This is a genomic window from Nakamurella panacisegetis, assembly GCF_900104535.1.
Taxonomy (GTDB): Bacteria; Actinomycetota; Actinomycetes; order Mycobacteriales; family Nakamurellaceae; genus Nakamurella; species Nakamurella panacisegetis.
Window position 1 is genome coordinate 868,201 of the sequence record NZ_LT629710.1, and the last position, 20,745, is coordinate 888,945.

At 69.3% G+C, this 20,745-nt stretch carries 20 protein-coding genes; 8 read left to right on the plus strand and 12 right to left on the minus strand.

Features of this window, described 5'->3' with window-relative positions; translation table 11 throughout:
• The first annotated feature begins 53 nt into the window (after window positions 1-53).
• Window positions 54-2,462 carry an MFS transporter gene (locus BLS97_RS23370; protein ID WP_197676398.1) on the plus strand — a complete coding sequence of 803 codons (2,409 nt, stop codon included), beginning with the start codon at window positions 54-56 and terminating at the stop codon, window positions 2,460-2,462.
• A gap of 5 nt (window positions 2,463-2,467) precedes the next feature.
• On the plus strand, window positions 2,468-2,959 hold the full coding sequence (locus BLS97_RS03805) for a DUF2771 family protein (protein ID WP_157695158.1): 492 nt from the start codon (window positions 2,468-2,470) through the stop codon (window positions 2,957-2,959).
• 92 nt (window positions 2,960-3,051) lie between these two features.
• Here BLS97_RS03805 and BLS97_RS24400 read toward each other — a convergent pair whose 3' ends face one another.
• Complete coding sequence (locus BLS97_RS24400) at window positions 3,052-3,438, minus strand: cold-shock protein (protein ID WP_090481239.1); 387 nt, start codon at window positions 3,436-3,438, stop codon at window positions 3,052-3,054.
• A gap of 158 nt (window positions 3,439-3,596) precedes the next feature.
• Here BLS97_RS24400 and BLS97_RS03815 point away from each other — a divergent pair, with 158 nt between their 5' ends.
• Window positions 3,597-3,905, plus strand: a complete 309-nt coding sequence (locus BLS97_RS03815) for a hypothetical protein (RefSeq protein WP_231988338.1) — start codon at window positions 3,597-3,599, stop codon at window positions 3,903-3,905.
• A 70-nt stretch (window positions 3,906-3,975) separates the two neighbouring features.
• Here the strand turns inward: BLS97_RS03815 and BLS97_RS03820 are convergent, their stop codons facing one another.
• Window positions 3,976-4,596, minus strand: a complete 621-nt coding sequence (locus BLS97_RS03820; protein ID WP_090474666.1) for an HAD family hydrolase — start codon at window positions 4,594-4,596, stop codon at window positions 3,976-3,978.
• 155 nt (window positions 4,597-4,751) lie between these two features.
• Here BLS97_RS03820 and BLS97_RS03825 point away from each other — a divergent pair, with 155 nt between their 5' ends.
• Window positions 4,752-5,324, plus strand: a complete 573-nt coding sequence (locus tag BLS97_RS03825; RefSeq protein WP_157695159.1) for a VanZ family protein — start codon at window positions 4,752-4,754, stop codon at window positions 5,322-5,324.
• Here BLS97_RS03825 and BLS97_RS03830 read toward each other — a convergent pair whose 3' ends face one another.
• From BLS97_RS03830 to BLS97_RS03855, 6 genes are all read right to left on the minus strand, one after another.
• Window positions 5,325-6,959: an AMP-binding protein gene (locus BLS97_RS03830; RefSeq protein ID WP_090474668.1), complete on the minus strand. Its 1,635-nt coding sequence runs from the start codon at window positions 6,957-6,959 to the stop codon at window positions 5,325-5,327. It abuts the gene before it with no gap.
• A 118-nt stretch (window positions 6,960-7,077) separates the two neighbouring features.
• Window positions 7,078-7,872 carry an HAD-IIA family hydrolase gene (locus tag BLS97_RS03835; protein ID WP_090481245.1) on the minus strand — a complete coding sequence of 265 codons (795 nt, stop codon included), beginning with the start codon at window positions 7,870-7,872 and terminating at the stop codon, window positions 7,078-7,080.
• A 93-nt stretch (window positions 7,873-7,965) separates the two neighbouring features.
• Complete coding sequence (locus BLS97_RS03840) at window positions 7,966-9,048, minus strand: sulfate/molybdate ABC transporter ATP-binding protein (protein WP_090474669.1); 1,083 nt, start codon at window positions 9,046-9,048, stop codon at window positions 7,966-7,968.
• Entirely contained in the window at window positions 9,045-9,854 is an 810-nt protein-coding gene (locus BLS97_RS03845; RefSeq protein WP_231988340.1) for an ABC transporter permease, read from the minus strand. Before BLS97_RS03845 ends, BLS97_RS03840 begins: the two co-directional genes overlap by 4 nt.
• Before the next feature lie 36 nt (window positions 9,855-9,890).
• Window positions 9,891-10,739 (minus strand): molybdate ABC transporter substrate-binding protein, encoded by an 849-nt coding sequence (modA, locus tag BLS97_RS03850; RefSeq protein ID WP_231988341.1) that lies wholly within the window; start codon window positions 10,737-10,739, stop codon window positions 9,891-9,893.
• The gene (locus tag BLS97_RS03855; RefSeq protein WP_090481251.1) at window positions 10,736-11,140 is read right to left on the minus strand and encodes a TOBE domain-containing protein; all 405 of its coding nucleotides are present in this window, start codon (window positions 11,138-11,140) and stop codon (window positions 10,736-10,738) included. Before BLS97_RS03855 ends, modA begins: the two co-directional genes overlap by 4 nt.
• Before the next feature lie 104 nt (window positions 11,141-11,244).
• On the opposite strand from BLS97_RS03855, the gene BLS97_RS03860 reads away from it, so the two are divergent.
• From BLS97_RS03860 to BLS97_RS03870, 3 genes are all read left to right on the plus strand, one after another.
• On the plus strand, window positions 11,245-12,540 hold the full coding sequence (locus BLS97_RS03860; RefSeq protein ID WP_090474671.1) for a GAF domain-containing protein: 1,296 nt from the start codon (window positions 11,245-11,247) through the stop codon (window positions 12,538-12,540).
• A 124-nt stretch (window positions 12,541-12,664) separates the two neighbouring features.
• Window positions 12,665-14,188 (plus strand): acetaldehyde dehydrogenase ExaC, encoded by a 1,524-nt coding sequence (exaC, locus tag BLS97_RS03865; protein ID WP_090474672.1) that lies wholly within the window; start codon window positions 12,665-12,667, stop codon window positions 14,186-14,188.
• A gap of 3 nt (window positions 14,189-14,191) precedes the next feature.
• Window positions 14,192-14,599, plus strand: a complete 408-nt coding sequence (locus BLS97_RS03870) for a DUF779 domain-containing protein (RefSeq protein WP_172832204.1) — start codon at window positions 14,192-14,194, stop codon at window positions 14,597-14,599.
• A gap of 19 nt (window positions 14,600-14,618) precedes the next feature.
• Here BLS97_RS03870 and BLS97_RS03875 read toward each other — a convergent pair whose 3' ends face one another.
• The 3 genes from BLS97_RS03875 to BLS97_RS03885 all read right to left on the minus strand — a co-directional run bounded on the left by BLS97_RS03875 (window position 14,619) and on the right by BLS97_RS03885 (window position 18,009).
• A complete protein-coding gene (locus tag BLS97_RS03875; RefSeq protein ID WP_090474674.1) occupies window positions 14,619-15,665 on the minus strand; it encodes a TIGR03842 family LLM class F420-dependent oxidoreductase in 1,047 nt (348 codons plus the stop codon).
• A gap of 64 nt (window positions 15,666-15,729) precedes the next feature.
• Entirely contained in the window at window positions 15,730-17,148 is a 1,419-nt protein-coding gene (gene hydA / locus BLS97_RS03880; protein ID WP_090474675.1) for a dihydropyrimidinase, read from the minus strand.
• A gap of 12 nt (window positions 17,149-17,160) precedes the next feature.
• Entirely contained in the window at window positions 17,161-18,009 is an 849-nt protein-coding gene (locus BLS97_RS03885) for a nitrilase-related carbon-nitrogen hydrolase (RefSeq protein WP_090474676.1), read from the minus strand.
• 167 nt (window positions 18,010-18,176) lie between these two features.
• Between BLS97_RS03885 and BLS97_RS03890 the strand changes: the two genes are divergently transcribed.
• A complete protein-coding gene (locus tag BLS97_RS03890; protein ID WP_090481254.1) occupies window positions 18,177-19,163 on the plus strand; it encodes an LLM class F420-dependent oxidoreductase in 987 nt (328 codons plus the stop codon).
• A 222-nt stretch (window positions 19,164-19,385) separates the two neighbouring features.
• Here BLS97_RS03890 and BLS97_RS03895 read toward each other — a convergent pair whose 3' ends face one another.
• Window positions 19,386-20,474, minus strand: a complete 1,089-nt coding sequence (locus BLS97_RS03895) for a 3-deoxy-7-phosphoheptulonate synthase (RefSeq protein ID WP_090474677.1) — start codon at window positions 20,472-20,474, stop codon at window positions 19,386-19,388.
• Between the last annotated feature and the right edge of the window lie 271 nt (window positions 20,475-20,745).

Here is a 20,745-nt window from a genome sequence, read left to right on the forward strand (position 1 = left end):
CCCGAGTCCCGGATGGTGCGCGGCAGCGGGCGAGCGTGGGGCAGGATATGGGGGTGAGCGTGCCCGGTTCCGATTCCGGGGGCGCCGGGAGCGACCGGCGGCCCGACCGTCCTGCTGCCGCGTCCGGGGACGGGTACGACGAGTACGGCGACCCACTGGAGCAGCCCACCACGGCGTTCCGGCGGCCGGCCACGCCGCCGCGGCCGGCCGCTCAGGACCGACCCTCGACGTACACGTCGCCGACCCGCGGACCGGCCGCTCCGGTCAGTTACGGGCCGCCCCCGGCGAACGGCGTCACCCCGACCTACGGCCCCCATCGGGCACCCGGCGCCCCGCCCACCTACGGCACCTCTCCCACCTACGGCACCTCGCCGGCCTACGGCCCCCCGCCGGCGTACGGCACCCCGCCGGGAGGCACACCGGGCTACACCTCGGCCACCCCCGGGGCACCGGTCCACGGCCCGGCGGTCGCGGGCGGGCGCGGGCCCGGATCTCCGCGGCTCTCGGGTGATCCGTCCTGGCAACCCACCACGGCGCTGCCCCGTCCGCCCCACGAGTCGGGGTCGACGCCGTCTGCGGGGACCGGGCCACGACCCGAGTCGCGTCCGCCGGCGCCCGACGCGCGGCGGCCGCCGTACTCCGGCCGCATCCCACCCGTCGGTCCGAGCTGGGCCGATCAGGGCGGGTACGGATCGGCGCCGATGACCGACCACCACGAGCCGCGCCCCCGAAGCGGCGGCCCGACCGACGACTACCGCAACCGTTACCAGGACCAGGACACCTCCGATCGCGCCGAGTACGACAGCTGGGCGCAGGAGTCCTACCACTCGGCGCCGCCCATCCCCGAGGTCCGGCATCAGCCGCCGCCGCGGGGCAGCCACCTGCCGCCCTACCAGGAGCCCCTGGCCCTGGCCGACACGGTCAAACCGCCGACCAGTGGCATCCGGCAGCCGCGGAAGATGACGGTCACCCGGGTGGCCGCCCTGCGCGGCCGGGAGCTGACCACCCGTGGCGTGCAGATGTTCCACCGGGCCACCACGGCCGACGGGGCCGACAAGTCCGGGTTGACCGCCCTCACCTACGCGGTGATGGCCAACTACGCGGTTGACGCCATCCTCGCCGTGGCGTTGGCCGGCACGCTGTTCTTCGCGGCGGCCACCGCGGAATCAACCGGCCGGGTGTTGCTCTACCTGTTGATCACCGTCGCCCCATTCGCGTTCATCGCCCCGCTCATCGGGCCGATGCTCGATCGGCTGCAGAGCGGCCGCCGCCTGGCCCTTGGCCTGTCCAGCTTCGGCCGCGCCCTGTTGGCGATCCTGATGGCGTTCAACTTCTCGCACTTCAATCCGTGGGTCATCTACCCGTGTGCCCTGGGCAACCTCGTGCTGTCCAAGGCGTTCGGCGTGCTCAAATCCTCGCTCACCCCCCGGGTGCTGCCGGAGCAGATCACCCTGGTGAAGACCAACTCCCGCCTCACCACCTTCGGCATGATCGCCGGCGGCGTGGCCGGCGGCGTGGCCGCCGGCCTGAGCAAGATCTTCGGGTCGCCGGGGGCCCTGGTCCTGATGGCCGCGTGCGCGATCGCCGGTGGAGTGCTGTGCCTGCGGATCCCGTCCTGGGTGGAATCCACCGAGGGCGAGGTGCCGGTCAGGCTGGCCGATCACCGGACGAAGCGGGGTTTCCCGACCATCGTGGTCGCCACCTTGTGGGCGAACAGTGTCATCCGGGTCGAGACCGGATTCCTGGCCTTGTTCATCGCGTTCGTGGTGAAGAGCCAGTATCCGAACCACAGCGCGTTCACCCAGCTGCTGCTGCTGGGCATCATCGGAGCCGCGGCCGGGGTCGGCGGGTTCGTCGGCAACACCATGGGCGCCAAGCTCACCCTGTCGGCGCCGGAGAAGATCTCCCTGTTCTCCCTGATCGCCGTCATCGTCTCCACGTTGATCGCGGTACTCGCGCCCGGCCTGGCCACCACGGCCATTGTCGGCTTCGTCGGGTCGACGGCATCCTCCCTGGCCAAGGTCAGCCTCGACTCGGTGATCCAGCACCACCTGCCCGAGGAGAGCCGCGCGTCGGGGTTCGGCAAGAGCGAATCGGTGCTGCAACTGGGCTGGGTGTTCGGCGGCGTCATCGGGCTGCTGCTGGGTGGCGTCTGGAGTTTCGGCCACGCCAACATCTACGCCATCGGGTTCGCCACCATCACCGTGATTCTGCTGTTCGGCCTGGTGCAGAGCTGGCTGGCGAAGTCCGGGAAGAGCCTGCTGCCCCGGCTGACGAAGCTGGCCGGCCGCCGGCCGCGCAGGTCCGGCGTCCAGCACACCGATCGCCTGGCCCGCCCGTCCACCGCCGACGGCCCGCACCCCGGACCGACCGGACTACCCAGGACGGCCCCGTACGGTGTCGGAGCGGGAGACGATGCGGCCCCCGCTCGGCGCCGCATCCGGAAGGCTGGCAAGGACTAGTTGTGATGACTCGATTTCGCCCGGCGCGGCTCGGCGGGCTGTTGGCCGCCGCCGCCCTGCTCGTCGCCGGCTGCACCTCCCCCCGCCCGGAGGTCACCTTCTACGGCAACCGCACAGCGGTCCAGGTCGAGGCCTACGGATGGTGCAAGGACCTGACCACCTGCACCCTGGACAAGGCCCGTATCGCCCGCCTGACCATGCACGCCGACCAGGCGCTGCAGGTGAACGTGCCGTCGGAGATCGGTGACTCGATCTGGCGGGTCATCTGGACGTTCCAGGACACCAAGACCAAGGTGGTGACCAGCGGCAGCTCCCCGTACTTCACCGACAAGCGGCTCTCCTTCACGGTTCCGTCGTTCGGCACCGCGCAGATCCTGCAGACGGTCGAGGTGCAACGGCTGATCGCCGGTACCGACGCCAACGGGAACGTCGGCTTCGCCGTGACGAGCTCGTGGGATCTGCTCATCGTGCCGTCGACCTCGACCGCGGCCAGCTGACCGTCCTCGGCGAAACACGTCCCCACAGATGAGGAAAGGCCGCGCCCGGTGACTCCGGACGCGGCCTTTCTCCTTCGGCTGAGCTCAGTCGGTCAGGACTCCAACTCCGACGCCACCGCCCGCAGCACGGTGGCCATCCGGCCACCGATGGCGCGGTCCGGGTAGCGGCCACGACGAAGGTCGGGCAGCGCCTTGGACTCCAGCATCTTGATCATGTCGTCGAGCAACCCGTGGAGTTCCTCCGCCGGGCGGCGGGTGGCGGCGACCACCGACGGCGGAGCGTCGAGGACGACGACCTGCAGCGCCTGCGGACCCCGCTTGCCGTCCGCCACACCGAACTCGACCTTCTGGCCCGGCTTCAGGGCCGCGACCCCCGTCGGGAGCGCCGAGGAACGGACGTGCACGTCCTCGCCGCCCTCCTGGGCGATGAACCCGAAACCCTTCTCCGCGTCATACCATTTCACCTTGCCGGCCGGCACCCGACTCACCATCTCTCCACTGTCACCACGCTCCGGCCAGTGCCAGAACGCCGGCCCTCACCGCTGTGCGGGCACAACCATCAAGAGTACTGGTGACGGCGGCCACCGCCGGTCGCCGAGAATCCCGTCGGGAACCGCCGGGCCGCTATCCTGGCCGTGTGACCAGCCCAGAACCCGAGGCCGACCGCGACGCGGCGGTCAGCGTGCGCACCGCCTCGCGATCCAAGACCCGCCGCAAGGCGGCACCGTTGGCCAAGATCGGCATGGCCCTGTTCGCGGTCGGGCTGCTCGCCGTCTTCGCCGACATGGCGCTGTTCGCCGCCGGCTCTCGCAACCTGCCGGTTTGGGTGAACCTGGCGGCCATGCTGGCTCCGGTCGGACTCGGCCTCGGACTGATCGGAGTGGTCCGGGAGAACCGGGCCGCCTCCCCGGCGCTGGCCGCTCGCCGGGGTTCGGCCCAGCGGTAGCCGTCTCGACCCAGCGGGGCCGTCTCGACCCAGCGGAGCCGTCTCGACCCGGCGGGACGTCAGCCGTCGGTCAGTGAACGGTGGCCAGAAGGTACGAATCGAGCCATTGCGGGAACTCGGTCAGATCACCCAGCACCACATCGGCCCCGGCCGCGGCCAGGTCGGCGGCGCTGATCGGCCCGGTGGCCACGGCGACGGCGAGAGCATCAGCCGCGCGGGCCCCGGTGATGTCACCCAGGTGATCGCCGACGTAGACCTCGGCGCCGTACTCCTGCAGGGCGACCGCTTTGCCGGTGCTCCACAGGTCCCCGATGACGGCCTCGACGGTCACGCCCATCAGGTCGAGGTGGGCCTGGGCGGTCGGCCCGAACTTGGCGGTCACGACGACGGCCCGGCCTCCCCGAGCGGTGACCGAGTTCAGAGCGGCGACCGCACCCGGCATGGGCACCGTCCGAGGGATGGCGATGGCCGGGTAGATGGCGCGGTAACGAGCGATGACAGCGGCGATGGTCTTCTCGTCGAGGTCGTACCGGGCCAGTTCATGGCTCAGCGGCGGCCCGAGCCGGCTGACGAATCCGACGCCGTCCAACGGAATCCGGAACTCCTTGGCCAGAACGGCGAAGACCTCGATCATCCCCTCTCGGGGATCGATCAAGGTCATGTCGAGGTCGAAACCAACGGTGAAGCTCACGATTTCAGGGTAAGCGCGGCCAGAGACCGAACCGGGCGTCGCATGCAGCTGAGGCCGGAAGGTGACCGCAACGTTACGAGTCTTGTGATTCCGATCACGGATAGTGGTCGAAACGGTCCGATCGCCCCCCATCCGCCGCCTCTACGATGGTCATGATGAGCGTCCAGACCCCCGGGCCGGACCCCCAGCCGACCCTGGAGGGCGGCGGCCGGCCGCCGACGGCCGATCCCGCTCGCCTCGATCTCGCCGCTCGGCGGGCCGCCGGCGCCCTGCTGCTGGTGATCGTGGCGGTCGTGGCCGTCATCGTCTTCTGGCCGGGGCCGCCCGACCCGAGCGGACAGAGCGCCCTGGAGGCGTTCCTGCGGCGCCAGCACGAGCGGGGCCTCCCCGACTGGATCTCCTTCGGCCTGATCCAGAATCTGGCCAACGTGGTGATGTTCCTGCCGCTCGGCTACCTCGGTGCGCTGGCCATGCGTCGCCACAACTACCTCGTGGTGGCGGCGGCGGCGCTGGGGTCCGGACTGATCGAGCTCGTCCAGCTGCTGCTCCTGCCCCACCGGGTGGCTTCCTGGCCCGACATCGCGTCCAACACCGTGGGGGCACTGGTCGGTCTACTGCTCGCCGTGCCCGTCCTGCGGCGGCGCCGCAAGCGGCGCCGGCAGTTCCTGCGGGGCCACCGCGGCGCGGTCGACTCCGACCGCCGCGCCGCCCGGATCGCGCGGATCTGATCAGGCCGTGGTCGTCGCGGCCACCGATTGCAGCCCGAGCAGGCCGACCGATTCCTCTCGCATCTGAGCCTTCCGGACCTTGCCGGTCACGGTCATCGGGAATTCGTCGACGACGTGCACGTAGCGCGGGATCTTGTAGTGGGCCAGCCGCCCGTCGCAGAAGTCGCGGACGTCCTGGGCGGTGAGCGGCGGGGCGCCGTCGCGCATCCGGATCCAGGCCATCAGCTCCTCCCCGTACCGGGCGTCGGGCACCCCGATCACCTGGGCGTCCACGATGTCCGGGTGCTGGTACAGGAATTCCTCCACCTCCCGCGGGTACACGTTCTCGCCGCCCCGGATGACCAGGTCCTTGATCCGCCCGGTGATGTTGAGGTAACCGGCCTCGGTCATCACGGCCAGATCACCGGTGTGCATCCACCGGGCGGAGTCGATCGACTCGGCCGTCTTGTCGGGCTGCTCCCAATAACCCAGCATCACCGAGTAGCCACGGGTGCACAGCTCCCCCGGGGTTCCCCGCGGCACGGTGAGCCCGGTGCCCGGATCGATCACCTTCGACTCCAGGTGCGGATGCGTCCGCCCCACCGTCGACGTCCGTTCCTCGATCCCGTCGTCGACGGCGGTCTGCGTCGAGACCGGGGAGGTCTCGGTCATGCCGTAACAGATGGTGACCTCGCTCATGCCGAACTCGGCGATCACCCGCTTCATCACCTCGACCGGGCACGGCGAGCCGGCCATGATCCCGGTCCGCAGGCTGGACAGGTCGTAGTCGGCGACGTTGGGCAGGGCCAGTTCGGCGATGAACATGGTGGGTACGCCGTACAGGGAGGTGCAGCGATAGTCGGTTACGGCGGCCAGGGTCGCCTCCGGGTCGAATCCGGGCGACGGATAGACGACGCAGGCTCCGTGCGAGGTGGCGGCCAGATTGCCCATCACCATGCCGAAACAGTGATACAGCGGCACCGCGACGCAGATGACGTCCTGCTCGGTGTACCGGCAGCCCTCACCCACGAAATAGCCGTTGTTCAGGATGTTGTGGTGCGAGAGCGTCGCGCCCTTGGGAAACCCGGTCGTGCCGGAGGTGTACTGGATGTTGATCGGCTGGTCGGCTCCGAGCTGGATCTGATCGAGCCGGGTCCGATCGAGAGTCGCCCCGGCGGCGAGCATCTCGTCGAAGTCGCCGCCGATGTAGACGATCCGGCGGAGCGCGGTGCAGCGGTCGCGGACCTGGGTGATCATCGCGGCGTAGTTGCTGGCCTTGAAGGACCGGGCCGAGACGAGGACGGATATCCCGGCCTGGTGGAGGACGAAGTCGAGCTCGTGGGTCCGGTAGGCCGGGTTGATGTTGACCAGCATCGCCCCGATCTTGGCCGTCGCGTACTGGGTGATCATCCACTCCGCGCAGTTCGGGGACCAGATACCGACCCGGTCGCCGACCTTCACCCCGTCGGCGAGCAGCGCCAGGGCCAGGGCGTCGCTCAGTGCGCCGAATTCGGCATAGGTGTAGGACTTTCCGGCGGCGACGTCCACCAGCACGGTGCGGTCCGGCCATCGGTCGACCGCCCGCTGCAGATTCTCGCCGATGGTGTCGCCGAGCAGCGGCTTGGTGGACGTGGAGCTGGAGTAAGAGGACAGCATCGTTGGGTCCTTCCTGACCGAGTGTCCCGCGCAGTGCGCTGGGTCACACGTCCATCCTGGCCTCCGGATACCCGCCCCGCCACCTCGCCCTCTGGCTGCGAACCGCCCGCCGGTCCCGCTACGAGCGGAACGGGTCGGCCGTGTGGCCGATGAGGTCGGCGACGCTGTCGATGATCAACGACGGCCGGAACGGGTACTGCTCCACCGTATTCAGGGTCGAGATGCCGCTGAGCACAAGAATTGTCGCCAGGCCGGCCTCGAGCCCGGCGATGACGTCGGTGTCCATCCGGTCCCCGATCATCAGCGTCGACTCGGAGTGCGCGCCGATCGCCCGCAGGGCGCTGCGCATCATCAGCGGGTTCGGCTTGCCGACGAAGTACGGCTTCTTGCCCGTGGCCTTCTCGATCAACGCGGCCACGGCGCCGGCCGCCGGCAGCAGACCCTGACGGCTCGGACCGGTGGCGTCCGGGTTGGTCGAGACGAACCGGGCACCCTTGTCGATCAGCCGGATCGCGGTGGTGATGGCCTCGAACGAGTAGGTCCTGGTCTCGCCCAGCACCACGTAGTCGGGATCGCGGTCGGTGAGGACGTAGCCCGCCTCGTGCATGGCCGTGGTCAGCCCGACCTCACCGATCACATAGGCCGTGCCGCCCGGACGCTGGCTGTGCAGGAACCGGGCGGTGGCCAGGGCCGAGGTCCAGATGCGGTCTTCCGCGATGTCCAGCCCGGTGGCCAGCAGCCGCGCCCGCAGATCACGCCGGGTGTAGATCGGGTTGTTGGTGACGACGACGTAGTTGGTGCCGCGTTCGTTCAACTCGGCGATGAACTCGCCGGCCCCGGGAATCATGTGTTCCTCGTGGACGAGCACGCCATCCATGTCCATCAGGTACGACCACTGCGCGGCCTGGGGCATCGGGCGAACGGTCGGGTCATCCTGGATCGGTTCGGTCACCGACTCATCATCCCCTACCGGCCAGCCGGCCGGGTGCCCTCACCCGCCCCGGCGTCAGCGGGAGTGGATGGTCACCTCGGTCGCCTTGATCGACAGGAAAACGGCTGCCCCCGGGCCGATCCCGAGCTCGGCCACGGCCGCCGGAGTCACATCGACGGCGATGTCCGCCGGCCCGGTCGTGCGTAATCTCACGGCCGCGGTGGCCGGCTCCAGCGACCGGACGGTGGCCGGCCAGTGATTGCGCGGGCTGCCGCCGGGCGCGTCGAGGAAGACGGCGACCGCCGCGGGCCGGAATACCGCCGCCGCGTGGTCGCCGGCCCGGAGCCCGGCCGCGGCGACCCCGGCCAGCATCAGACCGGAACCGGTGCGGATCGAGACCGGCTCACCTTCGGCCGCGGAGGCGGAAACGGTGCCGGGCACCAGGTTCAGTCCGGCCAGGGTGGCTCCGAAGGAGCTGCGGGGCGCGGTCAGTACCGTCCCGGTCGGCCCGTCATCGACGATCCGGCCACGCTCGAGCACTAGCACCCGATCGGCCAGCACGGCGGCGTCGAGCACGTCGTGGGTGACCAGGATGCTGGTGGTCCCGGTGTCCCGCAGGTGGGTACGGAGCACCTGACGGATCTCCGGGACGGTCTGCGCGTCCAAGGCACCGAGCGGTTCGTCCAGCAGCAGCAGATCGGGTTCGGCGGCCAGGGCCCGGGCCAGGGCGACCCGCTGGCGCTGTCCCCCGGAGAGCTGCGCCGGGCGCCGGCTCTCCAGACCGGCCAACCCCATCCGGTCCAGCCATTCCCCGGCCGCCGCCCGGGCCGCGACCCGCGTCCGGCCCTGCGACCGGGGCCCGAAGGCCACGTTCTCCAGCGCCGACAGGTGGGGGAACAGCAGCGGGTCCTGGCCCATCAGACCGACCCGGCGGTGCTCCGCCGGGACGGCCGTCGACGGACCGGTCAGCTCCCGGCCGCCGAGCCGGACCTGCCCGGAGTCGGGTGCGGCCAGGCCGGCCAGCACGCCGAGCACGGTCGATTTGCCCGACCCGTTCGGTCCGAGGACGGCCACCGACTCGCCGGCCGGCACCTCGAAGGCGACCCGGACGACGAATTCGGCGCGGGCCAGCGCGAAGTCGGCCTGCAGGTCGCTCATCGGATGCCCGGAAAGCGCCAGGGCCGGATCAGGACCAGGATCACCGCGGACACCAGAACCAGCAGCAGCGACATCGCGATGGCCGAGTCCTGGTCGACGCCGGCCCCGTTGAACGCCTCGTAGATGGCCAGCGGCATGGTCTGGGTGATGCCTGGGTAGTTGCCGGCGAACAGGGCGGTGGCCCCGAACTCGCCCAGGGCGCGCGCGAAGCACAGCACCGTGGCCGAGATCAGACCCGGCCCGACCAGGGGCAGGGTCACCCGGCGGAACACCGTCCATCGCCCGGCGCCGAGCGTGGCCGCGACGACCTCGAACCGGGTGCCGGCGGTGCGCAGCGACCCTTCCAGCGACAGCACCAGGAACGGCAGCGACACGAACGCCTCGGCGATCACCACAGCGGTGGTGGTGAACGGGATCTGCCCGATCGTGGTCAACATGTAGTGGCCGATCAGACCGCCCCGGCCCAGCAGGTACAGCAGCGCGATGCCGCCCACCATGGGGGGCAGGACGAGCGGCAGCGTGGTCAGCCCGCGCAGCAGCACCACCCACCGTCCGCCGGACCGGGCCATCAGCATGGCCATCGGGACGCCCAGGATCAGGCAGAGCACGGTGGCGGCGACCCCGCAGCGGAGCGACAGCCACAGGGCCTGCCGCGAGGTCTGCGAGGTGATCGCGGCCGGCAGGGCGGGCCAGTCGGCCTTGGCCACCAGCGCGACCAGGGGCATCAGCAGGAACAGCACCCCGACCACGGCCGGGACGATGAGCAGCCGGGGAACGCTCCGGGCGCCGAGGTCGGACTGGCTCACGCGGTCATTCTCGCGTACCCGCGGCGGCCGGTCGGTTCACGCGCCGGGAGCGCCGAAGCCGGCTGACGCCAGCACCTTGCGGCCCTGCGCCCCGGTCACCAGCGCGATGAACGCCTTCGCCGCGGCGGCGTTCGGGGCTGCGTCCAGGGCGGCGATCGGATAGTGGTTGACCGCCTTGGCCGCCTCCGGGAAGTCCAGCCCGGTGACCTTGCCTCCCGCCCCCAGCACATCGGTCCGGTAGACCAGGCCGGCGTCGGCGTCGCCCGATTCGACCTTGGTCAGCACCGCCGTCACGCTCGATTCCTGGCTGACCGGCTTGACCGAGACACCGGCGGCGGCGAGTGCGGTCCGGGCGGCGGCGCCGCAGGGTTGCGCCACGGCACACAGGTCGACGGCGAGATCGGACGCCGTCAGCGACTGCAGACCGGTGATCTTCTTCGGGTTCCCGGGGGCGACCGCGATCTGCAGCCGGTTGGTCGCGAATTCGACCGGCTTGGACGTGATCAGCTTCTGGTCGGTCACCTTGGTCATGTTCTTGTCGTCGGCCGAGGCGAACACGTCGACCGGCGCTCCGCCGATCAGTTGGGTGGCCAGCACGGCCGAGCCGTCGTAGGAGGCGATCACCTTGACGCCCGGGTGCTCCTTCTCGAATTCGGCCGACAACTTGTCGAACGTCTTCTTTAGCGAGGCGGCCGCGTCGACCTTCAACGTGCCGGACAGAGCCGGAGCCGACGAACCGGCCGCACTACCGGCCACCGACGAGTCCGAACCGGACGACGAGCCGGGGGTGGACGAGCCCGAGGCGGACGAGCACGCGCTCAGCGCGAGGGAGGCGACCGCCAGTGCGCTCACCAACCGGGTCAGATTGCTACGACGGCTGCTCACGATCGTCCTTTCGGGGTTTCCACGATGACCGTGGTGGCTTTGACGACGGCCACGGCCAGCGAGCCGACCTGCAGATCCAGTTCGCGCACGGCTTCACTGCTCATCAGCGAGACCACCCGGTGCGGCCCGCACTGGATCTCGACCTGGGCCATCACCTTGTCGCTGACCACCGAGGTGACCAGTCCGACGAACTGGTTGCGGGCCGACCTCCCGACCCCGGACGGGTCGGCCACCGCGTGGGCGTGGCTCTGCGCGAAGGCGGCCAGCACGGGACCATCGACCACCGAGCGGCCGGCGCCGTCCTTGACCGCGGCCAGGGTGCCGCCATCGATCCAGCGACGCACGGTGTCGTCGCTGACGCCGAGCAGGCCAGCCGCTTCGGCGATTCGGAATTGCGTCATGTTCGGCATCCTAGTACCGCACTTGCGAACGAATGGCCCCGATGAACCCGAGATTGCGGAACAGCTCGCCGACGCTCCGCGCCCGCGCACGGTTTACTGGATGTATGTCGCGGAACGGGCCTGGGCAACGGGACCTGCTGCGCGCGCATTCGGTCTTCCTGGAGACCGGCGCGGTGGGGTCCGGCATCCGGGATCTGGTGGCGGAATCCTGGCGCCGGTCCCTTGACGCCGGCATCAACGCGGAGCGCTCACTGCCACCGGTCACGCTGGACGACGCCCAGCTGGCCGACTACCGCGGGGAGCATCTCCTGTCCCGCGTCTTCCCCCTGCTCTACGACGTCCTGGGCCGATTCGCCGAGGATTGTCGGTGCGTCATGGCCCTCGGTGACGAGAAGGGTCAGTTGCTCTGGGTCTGCGGCCGGCCCGACATGCTGCGCAAGGCCGAGGCGATCCACTTCGCCGAGGGCGCCTCGTGGGACGAGAGCACCGCCGGCACCAACGCGCCCGGCACCGCCCTGCGCCTGGATGCGCCCGTGATCATCCGCGCCGGCGAGCACTTCAACCGCAGCGTCCAGCACTGGAGCTGCGCCGCCGCCCCCATCCACGACCCGGACACGCAGGCCATCCTGGGCGTTCTGGACATCACCGGCGGAGGGGACGTGGCGTCGCCGCAGTCGCTCGGGATGGTGCGCGCAGCGGCCCGCATGGCCGAGATCGAGTTGGCCCGGATCAGTGCGGTGGAGTCCCCCGCCCGGCCGGGGCCCGGTTCGGGGCGCAGCGGATCGGTCGGGCGACCGGCGCGTCCCCGGCTGGACGTCGAGGCCCTGGGACGGCCGGATTGCAGCGTCACCGTGGGCGGCCGCACCGTCCGGCTCAGCCCGCGGCACAGCGAGATCCTGGTGCTGCTGATGGCGGCGCCGTCCGGGCTGACCGGCGAACAGCTCGAGATCCAGGTCTATCCGGACGACGTCCACTCCTCGACGATGCGCTCGGAGCTGACCCGGCTGCGGACCCTGCTCGGCCCCGACGTGCTCGAGTCGCGCCCGTACCGGTTGACGGCCCGGGTCGACGGCGACTGGCAACGGGTCCAGGCCGACCTCGACCGCGACCGGGTCGCCGAGGCCGTGGCCGGCTACCGCGGCCCGCTGCTGCCCTACTCCGAGGCGCCGGGGGTGATCGAGGTGCGCGAAGGCCTGCACCGCCGGCTGCGAGCCGCCGTGCTCGCATCGGGGGTCCCCGATCTCATGGCGTCCTGGACCAGAACTCGGTGGGGCGCCGACGATGTCGTGGTGTGGCGACGCCAGGCCGAGCTGCTGCCGCGCACCTCGCCCCTCCGCCTCCTGGCCGCGGCCGAGGCGAACCGGCTGGACGTGGAACTCGGGGTCACCCACCGGTTCTGAGCTTGCAGCGTTGTTGCAGCGTGCCCTCTCCTACCGTCGGCCCAGGCCCGGATCGCACGGGCTGTCACCAACCGCGACCGCCCGGCCGATCGACGCCCGGGCGGTAAGACAAGGAGGTCGCGCGATGTCTGTATTCACCCCGCCCGGACAGCCCGGCAGTATCGTCACCGTTCAGAGCCGCTACGACAACTACATCGGCGGCGAGTGGGTCGCTCCCGTCAAGGGTGCCTATTTCGAGAACCTGTCGCCGGTCAACGGCAAGACCTTCACCGAGGTGGCGCGCGGCACGGCCGAGGACATCGAACTGGCCCTGGATGCCGCCCACGGCGCCGCCCCGGCCTGGGGCCGGACGTCGGCCACCGAGCGGGCCAACATCCTGAACCGGATCGCCGACCGGCTGGAGGCGAACCTGGAGATGATCGCCGTCGCCGAGAGCTGGGAGAACGGCAAGCCCGTCCGGGAGTGCCTGGCGGCCGACATCCCGCTCGCCGTGGACCATTTCCGCTATTTCGCCGGCTGCATCCGCGCCCAGGAAGGCGGTCTGACTCAGCTCGACGAGGAGACCGTCGCCTACCATTTCCACGAGCCGCTGGGCGTCGTCGGGCAGATCATCCCGTGGAACTTCCCGATCCTGATGGCCGTCTGGAAGCTCGCGCCGGCCCTGGCCGCCGGCAACTGCGTGGTGCTCAAGCCGGCCGAGCAGACCCCGTGGTCGATCCTGAAGGTGGCCGAACTGATCGGCGACCTGCTGCCCGCCGGCGTGCTGAACATCGTGAACGGCTTCGGCGTCGAGGCCGGCAAGCCGCTGGCGTCGTCCAGCCGGATCGCCAAGATCGCCTTCACCGGTGAGACCACCACGGGCCGGCTGATCATGCAGTACGCCAGCCAGAACATCATCCCGGTGACGCTGGAACTCGGCGGCAAGAGCCCCAACATCTTCTTCGAGGACGTCGCCGCGGAGCAGGATGCGTTCTACGACAAGGCCCAGGAAGGCTTCGCGCTGTTCGCCCTGAACCAGGGCGAGGTCTGCACCTGCCCGTCGCGGGCGCTGATCCAGTCGACGATCTACGACAAGTTCATGACCGACGCGGTGCAGCGCGTGGAGAAGATCGTCCAGGGCAACCCGCTGGACACCGCCACCATGCTCGGCGCCCAGGCGTCCAACGACCAGCTCGAGAAGATCCTGTCCTACCTGGACATCGGCCGGCAGGAAGGCGCCAAGGTACTCACCGGCGGGGCGCGGGCCGACCTGGGCGGGGACCTGGCCGGTGGGTACTACGTGCAGCCGACCATCTTCGAGGGCAACAACTCGATGCGGATCTTCCAGGAGGAGATCTTCGGCCCGGTGGTATCGGTGACGCGGTTCGACGACGAGGCCGACGCCCTCAAGATCGCCAACGACACCCTGTACGGACTGGGCGCCGGGGTGTGGAGCCGCGACGGCGCCCGGGCCTACCGGGCCGGCCGTGGGATCCAGGCCGGCCGGGTCTGGACCAACTGCTATCACGCGTACCCGGCGGGAGCGGCGTTCGGCGGCTACAAGGCCTCCGGCATCGGCCGGGAGAACCACCGGATGATGCTCGATCACTACCAGCAGACGAAGAACCTCCTCGTCTCGTACTCCCCGAACGCGCTCGGATTCTTCTAGATCGTGACCGATCTCGATGAGCCCGTCGAGGTACCGCAGACCCGCGTCGGCCTGACCCCGGCCGCCGCGGGTCTGCTGGTGACATTGACCGAGCGGCACGGGCCGCTGATGTTCCACCAGTCCGGTGGCTGCTGCGACGGGTCCTCCCCGATGTGTTACCCCGACGGGGATTTCCTCACCGGCGACGCCGACATCCACCTCGGTGACCTCACCGTCCCCGGACTGGAACGGCCGGTGCCGTTCTGGATGTCGGTGTCGCAGTACGAGTATTGGAAGCACACCTACCTGACGGTCGACGTGGTGCCCGGACGCGGGAGCGGGTTCTCGGTCGAGGCCCCGGAGGGGGTCCGGTTCCTGATCCGGTCACGCCTGATGACCGACCACGAGGCTCGGGCCTTCGGGCTGGTCTGACCGCGCGGCTCGCGCTCGGTCAGTCGGCCGACCGCTGGGCGACGATGTGATCGCGCAGCGCCGGGATCACCGTCTCGCCGTAGACCCGGAGGGTCTCCTCCTTGTTGTCGTGCTGCAGGTATCCGGCGAACTGGTCGACACCGAGTTCCTTGAGCGCCTTCAACTTCTCGATGTGGTCGGCGGCGGTGCCCAGCAGGCAGAACCGGTCGACGATGTCGTCCGGGACGAACATCGCGTGCGTGTTGCCGCTGCGTCCGTGCTGGTTGTAGTCGTAGCCCTCACGGGCCTTGATGTAGTCGGTGAGCGCCGTCGGAACGGCGGCCCCGCTGGAGCCGCCGGACGCTCCGTCGCCGTACTTGGCCACGATGTCGGCCACGTGGTTGCCGACCATGCCGCCGAACCAACGGCACTGGTCGCGCATGTGCGCCCAGTCGTCCCCGATGTACATCGGGGCGGCCACGCAGAACTTGATCGCCATCGGGTCCCGGCCGACCTTCTCGGCCGCCGCCCGGACGGCGCCGATCATCCACTCGGCGATGTCCAGGTCGGCCAGTTGCAGGATGAAGCCGTCGCCGACCTCCCCGGCCAGCTTCAGCGCCAGCGGGCCATAAGCCGCGACCCAGACCTCCAACTCCGACCCGATGCTCCACGGGAACTGCAACTGGGTGCCGTTGTGCTCCACCGACCGGGAGTTGCCGAGCTCACGGATCACGTGGATGGCCTGCCGCAACGTCTTCAGCGAGGTCGGCGCCCCGCCGGTGACGCGCACCGCCGAGTCACCCCGGCCGATCCCGCAGATCGTGCGGTTCCCGTACATCTCGTGCAGGGTCGCGTGCAGCGAGGCGATGACCGTCCAGTCCCGGGTGGCCGGATTGGTCACCATCGGACCGACCTTGATGCGGTGGGTCTCGGACAGGATCTGGCTGTAGATGACGTACGGCTCCTGCCAGAGCAGGTGCGAGTCGAACGTCCAGGCGTAGTCGAACCCGTGTTGTTCGGCCAGCTTGGCCAGGTACACCGTCCGGGAGGCGGGCGGATTGGTTTGCAGTACGGCACCGAATTGCATGGGTTCTCCGGCCTGTCGGTCGAGGGCTGCGCAGAATCGAAAGGGACTGGGGTCGAACGCCGGACTAGATCAGGTACTGCGAGAGACCACGCTTGAAGTACCGGCCGTCACCCTTGGTCCCGACGTACTGGTTGCCGTCCACGATGACCTTGCCCCGGGAGAGCACGGTGTCGACGTGACCGTCGATCTCGAAGCCCTCCCAGGCCGAGTAGTCCATGTTCATGTGGTGCGTCCGGCCGACCCCGATCGACGTGTGGCCCTTCGGGTCGTAGATGACCACATCGGCGTCGGCGCCGGGCTGGATGACGCCCTTGCGCCCGTACATCCCGAACATGCGGGCCGGCGTGGTCGAGGTCAGTTCCACCCACCGCTCCAGCGTGATCTGCCGGTCCACGACGCCCTGGAACAGCAGGTCCATCCGATGTTCGACCGAGCCGATACCGTTCGGGATCTTGGAGAAGTCGCCGATCCCCATGTCCTTCTGCCCCTTCATGCAGAACGGGCAGTGGTCGGTCGAGACCATCTGGATGTCGTTGGTACGCAAGGACTGCCACATGTGGTGCTGGTGCCCCTCGGCCCGCGACCGCAGGGGAGTCGAGCAGACCCACTTCGCCCCTTCGAATCCCGGCGCCCCGAGCTGCTCCTCCAGCGACAGGTAGAGGTACTGCGGGCACGTCTCGCCGAAGACGTTCTGCCCCTGGTCGCGGGCCGCGGCGATCTGCTCCACCGCCTGCTTGGCGCTGACGTGCACCACGTAGAGCGGTGCGCCGGTCAGGTTGGCCATCATGATCGCCCGGTGCGTGGCCTCCTCCTCCGCCTGCCAGGGCCGGGTGAGCCCGTGGTAGTACGGCGACGTGTTGCCCGCGGCGATCGCCTGCTGCACGAGAAGGTCGATGATGCTGCCGTTCTCGGCGTGCATCATGATCATCGAGCCGTTCGACGCGGCCTTCTGCATCGCCTTGGTGATCTGCCCGTCGTCGGACAGGAACACTCCCTTGTAGGCCATGAACAGCTTGAAGCTGGACACCCCTTCGGCCAGCAACTCGTCCATGGCGGTCAGCGACGAATCCTGGACATCGGAGAGGATCTGGTGGAATCCGTAGTCGATGGCACAGTTCCCGGCCGCCTTGGTGTGCCACAGGTTGAACTGGTCGATCACGTTCTCGCCCGCGTACTGGACCACGAAGTCGACGATGCTGGTGGTGCCACCCCAGGCCGCCGCGCGGGTCCCGGTCTCGAAGGTGTCGCTGGCGAACGTCCCGCCGAACGGCATCTCCATGTGGGTGTGGGCGTCGATGCCACCGGGGATCACGTACCTGCCGGTGGCGTCGATCAGCGTGTCGACATTGGCGGCGACATCGAAGCCGAGCAGGCTGGAGCCGGGACTCAGGACGGCCGCGATGGTCTCGCCGTCGATCAGCACATCGGCCGCGACCGTTCCGGTGGAGTTGACCACGGTGCCGCCGGTGATCAGCGTCTTCATGTCGGCCCTCCCCTACTGCGTGACCGTCGCGGTGTACGTTTCCGGGCGGCGGTCCCGGTAGAACTGCCAGGCGTTGCGAACCTCGCGGAGCACGTCGAGATCGAGGTCCCGGATGACGATCTCGCTCTGGTCGGGGCTGGCCACGTCGCCGACGTAGTTGCCGCGCGGGTCGACGAAGTACGACGAGCCGTAGAAGGTGACCGCTTGGTCGCCGAATTCGTCGGACTCGGTTCCGACGCGGTTGTTGGCGCCGATGAAGTACTGGTTGGCCGCCGCCGCGGCCGGCTGCTCCAGCTCCCAGAGCCGGTTGGACAGGCCGGGTTTGGTCGCCGACGGGTTGAACACGATCTGCGCCCCGTTCAGGCCCAGTTCTCGCCAGCCCTCCGGGAAATGGCGGTCGTAGCAGATGTAGACGCCGATCTTGCCGACCGCCGTGTCGAACACCGGGTAGCCACCGTTGCCCGGCCGGAAGTAGAACTTCTCCCAGAACTGCGGCAGGTTCGGGATGTGGTGCTTGCGGTACCGGCCCAGATTGGTGCCGTCGGCGTCGATCACCACGGCGGTGTTGTAGTACAGGCCCGGCATGGCCTCCTCGTAGATCGGCAGCACCATGACCAGATTCAGCTCCCGGGCCAGGGCCTGGAACCGGTCGACCGTCGGGCCGGGAATCGTCTCGGCGTACTCGTAGTACTTGGCGTCCTCGATGATGCCGAAGTAGGGGCCGTAGAACAGCTCCTGGAAACAGATGACCTGCGCCCCGTCGGCGGCGGCGGCGCGCGCCATCTGCTCGTGTTTGGCGATCATCGATTCCTTGTCGCCGGTCCACGTCGTCTGGGTGATGGCTGCTCGTACCACCGTCATTCACGCCTCCTGGTGTTCGTCGACCCGATCGCATGATCCTGCCCTGTGTCAGTTTCCACCGTGTTGCCGACCCTCACCAGGTGAACGGTCGCCGGCGCCGGGGACCCGCCGGATTCGGCCGATTCGCACTGGGTACCGTTTGTGACATGACCTCCTCAGAGCAGAGTGTGCGGTTCGGAACGTTCATCCCGCAGGGCTGGCGCCTGGATCTGGTCGGCATCGAGCCGGCCGAGCAGTGGGCCACGATGTCGCGCCTGGCCAAGCGCGCGGACGACGGGCCGTGGGAATCCATCTGGGTGTACGACCACTTCCACACCGTGCCGGTGCCGACCGACCAGGCCACCCACGAGGCGTGGACGTTGATGGCCGCGTTCGCCGCCTCCACCTCGCGGGTGCGGCTGGGCCAGATGTGCACCTGCATGGCGTATCGGAACCCGGCCTACCTGGCCAAGGTCGCGGCCACAGTGGACATCGTGTCCGGCGGTCGAACCGAGATGGGTATCGGCGCCGGGTGGTACGAGCACGAGTGGCGGGCCTACGGCTACGGCTTCCCTAAGGCCGGGGATCGGCTCCGCGCACTGGACGAGGGCGTGCAGATCATGCAGCAGGCCTGGTCCACCGGTTCGGCCACCCTGGACGGCAAGTTCTACCAGGTGGACGGGGCCATCGTGCGACCGCTGCCGCTGCAGGAGGGCGGCATTCCGATGTGGATCGCCGGCGGCGGCGAGAAGGTGACGTTGAAGATCGCCGCCAAGTACGCGCAGTACACCAACTTCGACGGCACCCCAGAAGGTTTCGCGGCCAAATCAGCCTTGCTGGAGGCGCACTGCGCGGACGTCGGCACCGACTTCGCGGCCATCACCCGCTCGGCGAACTACAACATCGCGATCGGCCGCAACCAGGCCGAGGTCGATGACCGCAAGGCCTGGCTGCTCGACCACTACACCAAGCAGATCGGGGCCGAGCGGGCCGCGGCGGCCGTCGCCCAGAACGCCACCGGGGCCGGCATCGGCACGCCCGAGCAGATCGTCGAGAACCTGCAGGAGATGCGGAAGCTGGGCATGACGTACGCCATCGTCAACTTCCCCGAACTGGCCTACGACACCTCCGGCCAGGAACTCTTCGAGTCCGAGGTCATCCCCGCCCTGCAGTAGCCCTACCGTCGGCCCCGTGATCGGCGTGGATCAACTTCGCAGGCATGGACGAAAGTGACCACTCGCGTCACTTGAGTCCCACAGCGGCGAAGTTGATCCACGCCGACGAAGTTGATCCACGCGGTCCACGGGCGACCGACGAAGTTGATCCACGCGGTCCGGAACCGGCCGACCCGTCCGGGCGACCCGTTTGGCCGACCCACCCGTCCGGGCGTCAACCCGTCAGCGCGCGGCGAGGGCCGGTCCTGACGTCAGCGCGGCTCGGGTGCGGGCCGCGGCAGCGAGCTCGGCCAGCACCACTGCGGTGTCGTCCCAGCCCATGCACGCGTCGGTGATGCTCTGGCCGAACACCAGACCGGTCAGGCCGGCATCGGTGAGGTTCTGCCGCCCCGGCTGCAAGAAGCTCTCCAGCATGATCCCGGAGATCGGCTCGCCCGCCGCCACCTGCGCGGCCAGTTCACCGGCCACCCCGACCTGACGAACGTGGTCCTTGCCGCTGTTGGCGTGACTGGCGTCGACGACGACCCGTCCGGGAAGCCCGGCCTTCTCGATCAACGTCACCGCCGCGCGGATCGCAGCCGCGGAGTAGTTCGGGCCCGCCTTACCGCCCCGCAGGATGACGTGGCCGTACTCGTTGCCCGAGGTCGAGACCACGCACGCACGGCCGTCCTCATCGATCCCGAAGAACACCTGCGACTGCCCGGCGACCATGGCCCCGTCCACGGCGACCTGGACATCGCCGTCGGTCGCGTTCTTGAACCCGATCGGCATCGACATCCCCGACGCCAACTGTCGATGGATCTGGCTCTCGGTGGTGCGAGCTCCGATCGCCCCCCAGCTGATCGCGTCGGCGATGTAGTGCGGGCTGGTCGGTTCGAGGAACTCGCAGCCCACCGGAAGGCCCAGCTCGACGATGTCCAGCAGCAGCGACCGGGCCATCCGCAGCCCCTGCGCCACGTCATGCGTGCCGTCCAGGTGCGGGTCGTTGATCAGACCCTTCCAGCCGCCGGTGGACCTGGGCTTCTCGAAGTACACCCGCATGACGATCAGCAGGGCGTCGGCGTGTTCCCGGGCCAGAGGGGCCAGCCGGCGGGCGTAGTCCAGGGCGGCCACCGGGTCGTGGACCGAGCACGGACCGACGACGACCAGCAGCCGATCGTCCGTCCCGGTCAGGATCGCCTCGACCTCGCGGCGCGAGGCGGACACGCTGTTCTCGCCGGCGGCGGACAGCGGGAGGGCGTCCCGCAGCACGGCCGGGGACAGCAACGGTTCGAAGCTGCTGATCCGCAGGTCCGATGTTTGTGGTGACATTTCATCCCTCTGGGTCACGACGGGATGTCCAGGCCAGCCCGTCTTGGAAACGACGAAAGGCAGGGACATCGTGTCCCTGCCTTGTGGCTCTGGAGTGCTCGCGGTCGCGCTAGGCGGTTGTCTCCTCCAGAGCCAACTCAAAATAGGTAAACCAGCGAGGCGTCATGGCCAGAGGGTACATCGACCATTGCGAGTCGGAAAATCGGGGTCGACGCCGGCGGCGCAGACAGAAGTGCCCGAAGTCCGCACCAACGGGCGGAATGCGGGCAGT

Coding starts and splice junctions, on each gene's coding strand:
- BLS97_RS03805 (WP_157695158.1), top strand. CDS start 2,468: ATGACTCGATTTCGCCCGGCGCGGCTCGGCGGGCTGTTGGCCGCCGCC.
- BLS97_RS03825 (WP_157695159.1), top strand. CDS start 4,752: ATGAGCGTCCAGACCCCCGGGCCGGACCCCCAGCCGACCCTGGAGGGC.
- BLS97_RS03830 (WP_090474668.1), bottom strand. CDS start 6,959: ATGCTGTCCTCTTACTCCAGCTCCACGTCCACCAAGCCGCTGCTCGGC.
- BLS97_RS03835 (WP_090481245.1), bottom strand. CDS start 7,872: ATGCCCCAGGCCGCGCAGTGGTCGTACCTGATGGACATGGATGGCGTG.
- BLS97_RS03840 (WP_090474669.1), bottom strand. CDS start 9,048: ATGAGCGACCTGCAGGCCGACTTCGCGCTGGCCCGCGCCGAATTCGTC.
- BLS97_RS03855 (WP_090481251.1), bottom strand. CDS start 11,140: ATGACGCAATTCCGAATCGCCGAAGCGGCTGGCCTGCTCGGCGTCAGC.
- BLS97_RS03860 (WP_090474671.1), top strand. CDS start 11,245: ATGTCGCGGAACGGGCCTGGGCAACGGGACCTGCTGCGCGCGCATTCG.
- exaC (WP_090474672.1), top strand. CDS start 12,665: ATGTCTGTATTCACCCCGCCCGGACAGCCCGGCAGTATCGTCACCGTT.
- BLS97_RS03875 (WP_090474674.1), bottom strand. CDS start 15,665: ATGCAATTCGGTGCCGTACTGCAAACCAATCCGCCCGCCTCCCGGACG.
- hydA (WP_090474675.1), bottom strand. CDS start 17,148: ATGAAGACGCTGATCACCGGCGGCACCGTGGTCAACTCCACCGGAACG.
- BLS97_RS03885 (WP_090474676.1), bottom strand. CDS start 18,009: ATGACGGTGGTACGAGCAGCCATCACCCAGACGACGTGGACCGGCGAC.
- BLS97_RS03895 (WP_090474677.1), bottom strand. CDS start 20,474: ATGTCACCACAAACATCGGACCTGCGGATCAGCAGCTTCGAACCGTTG.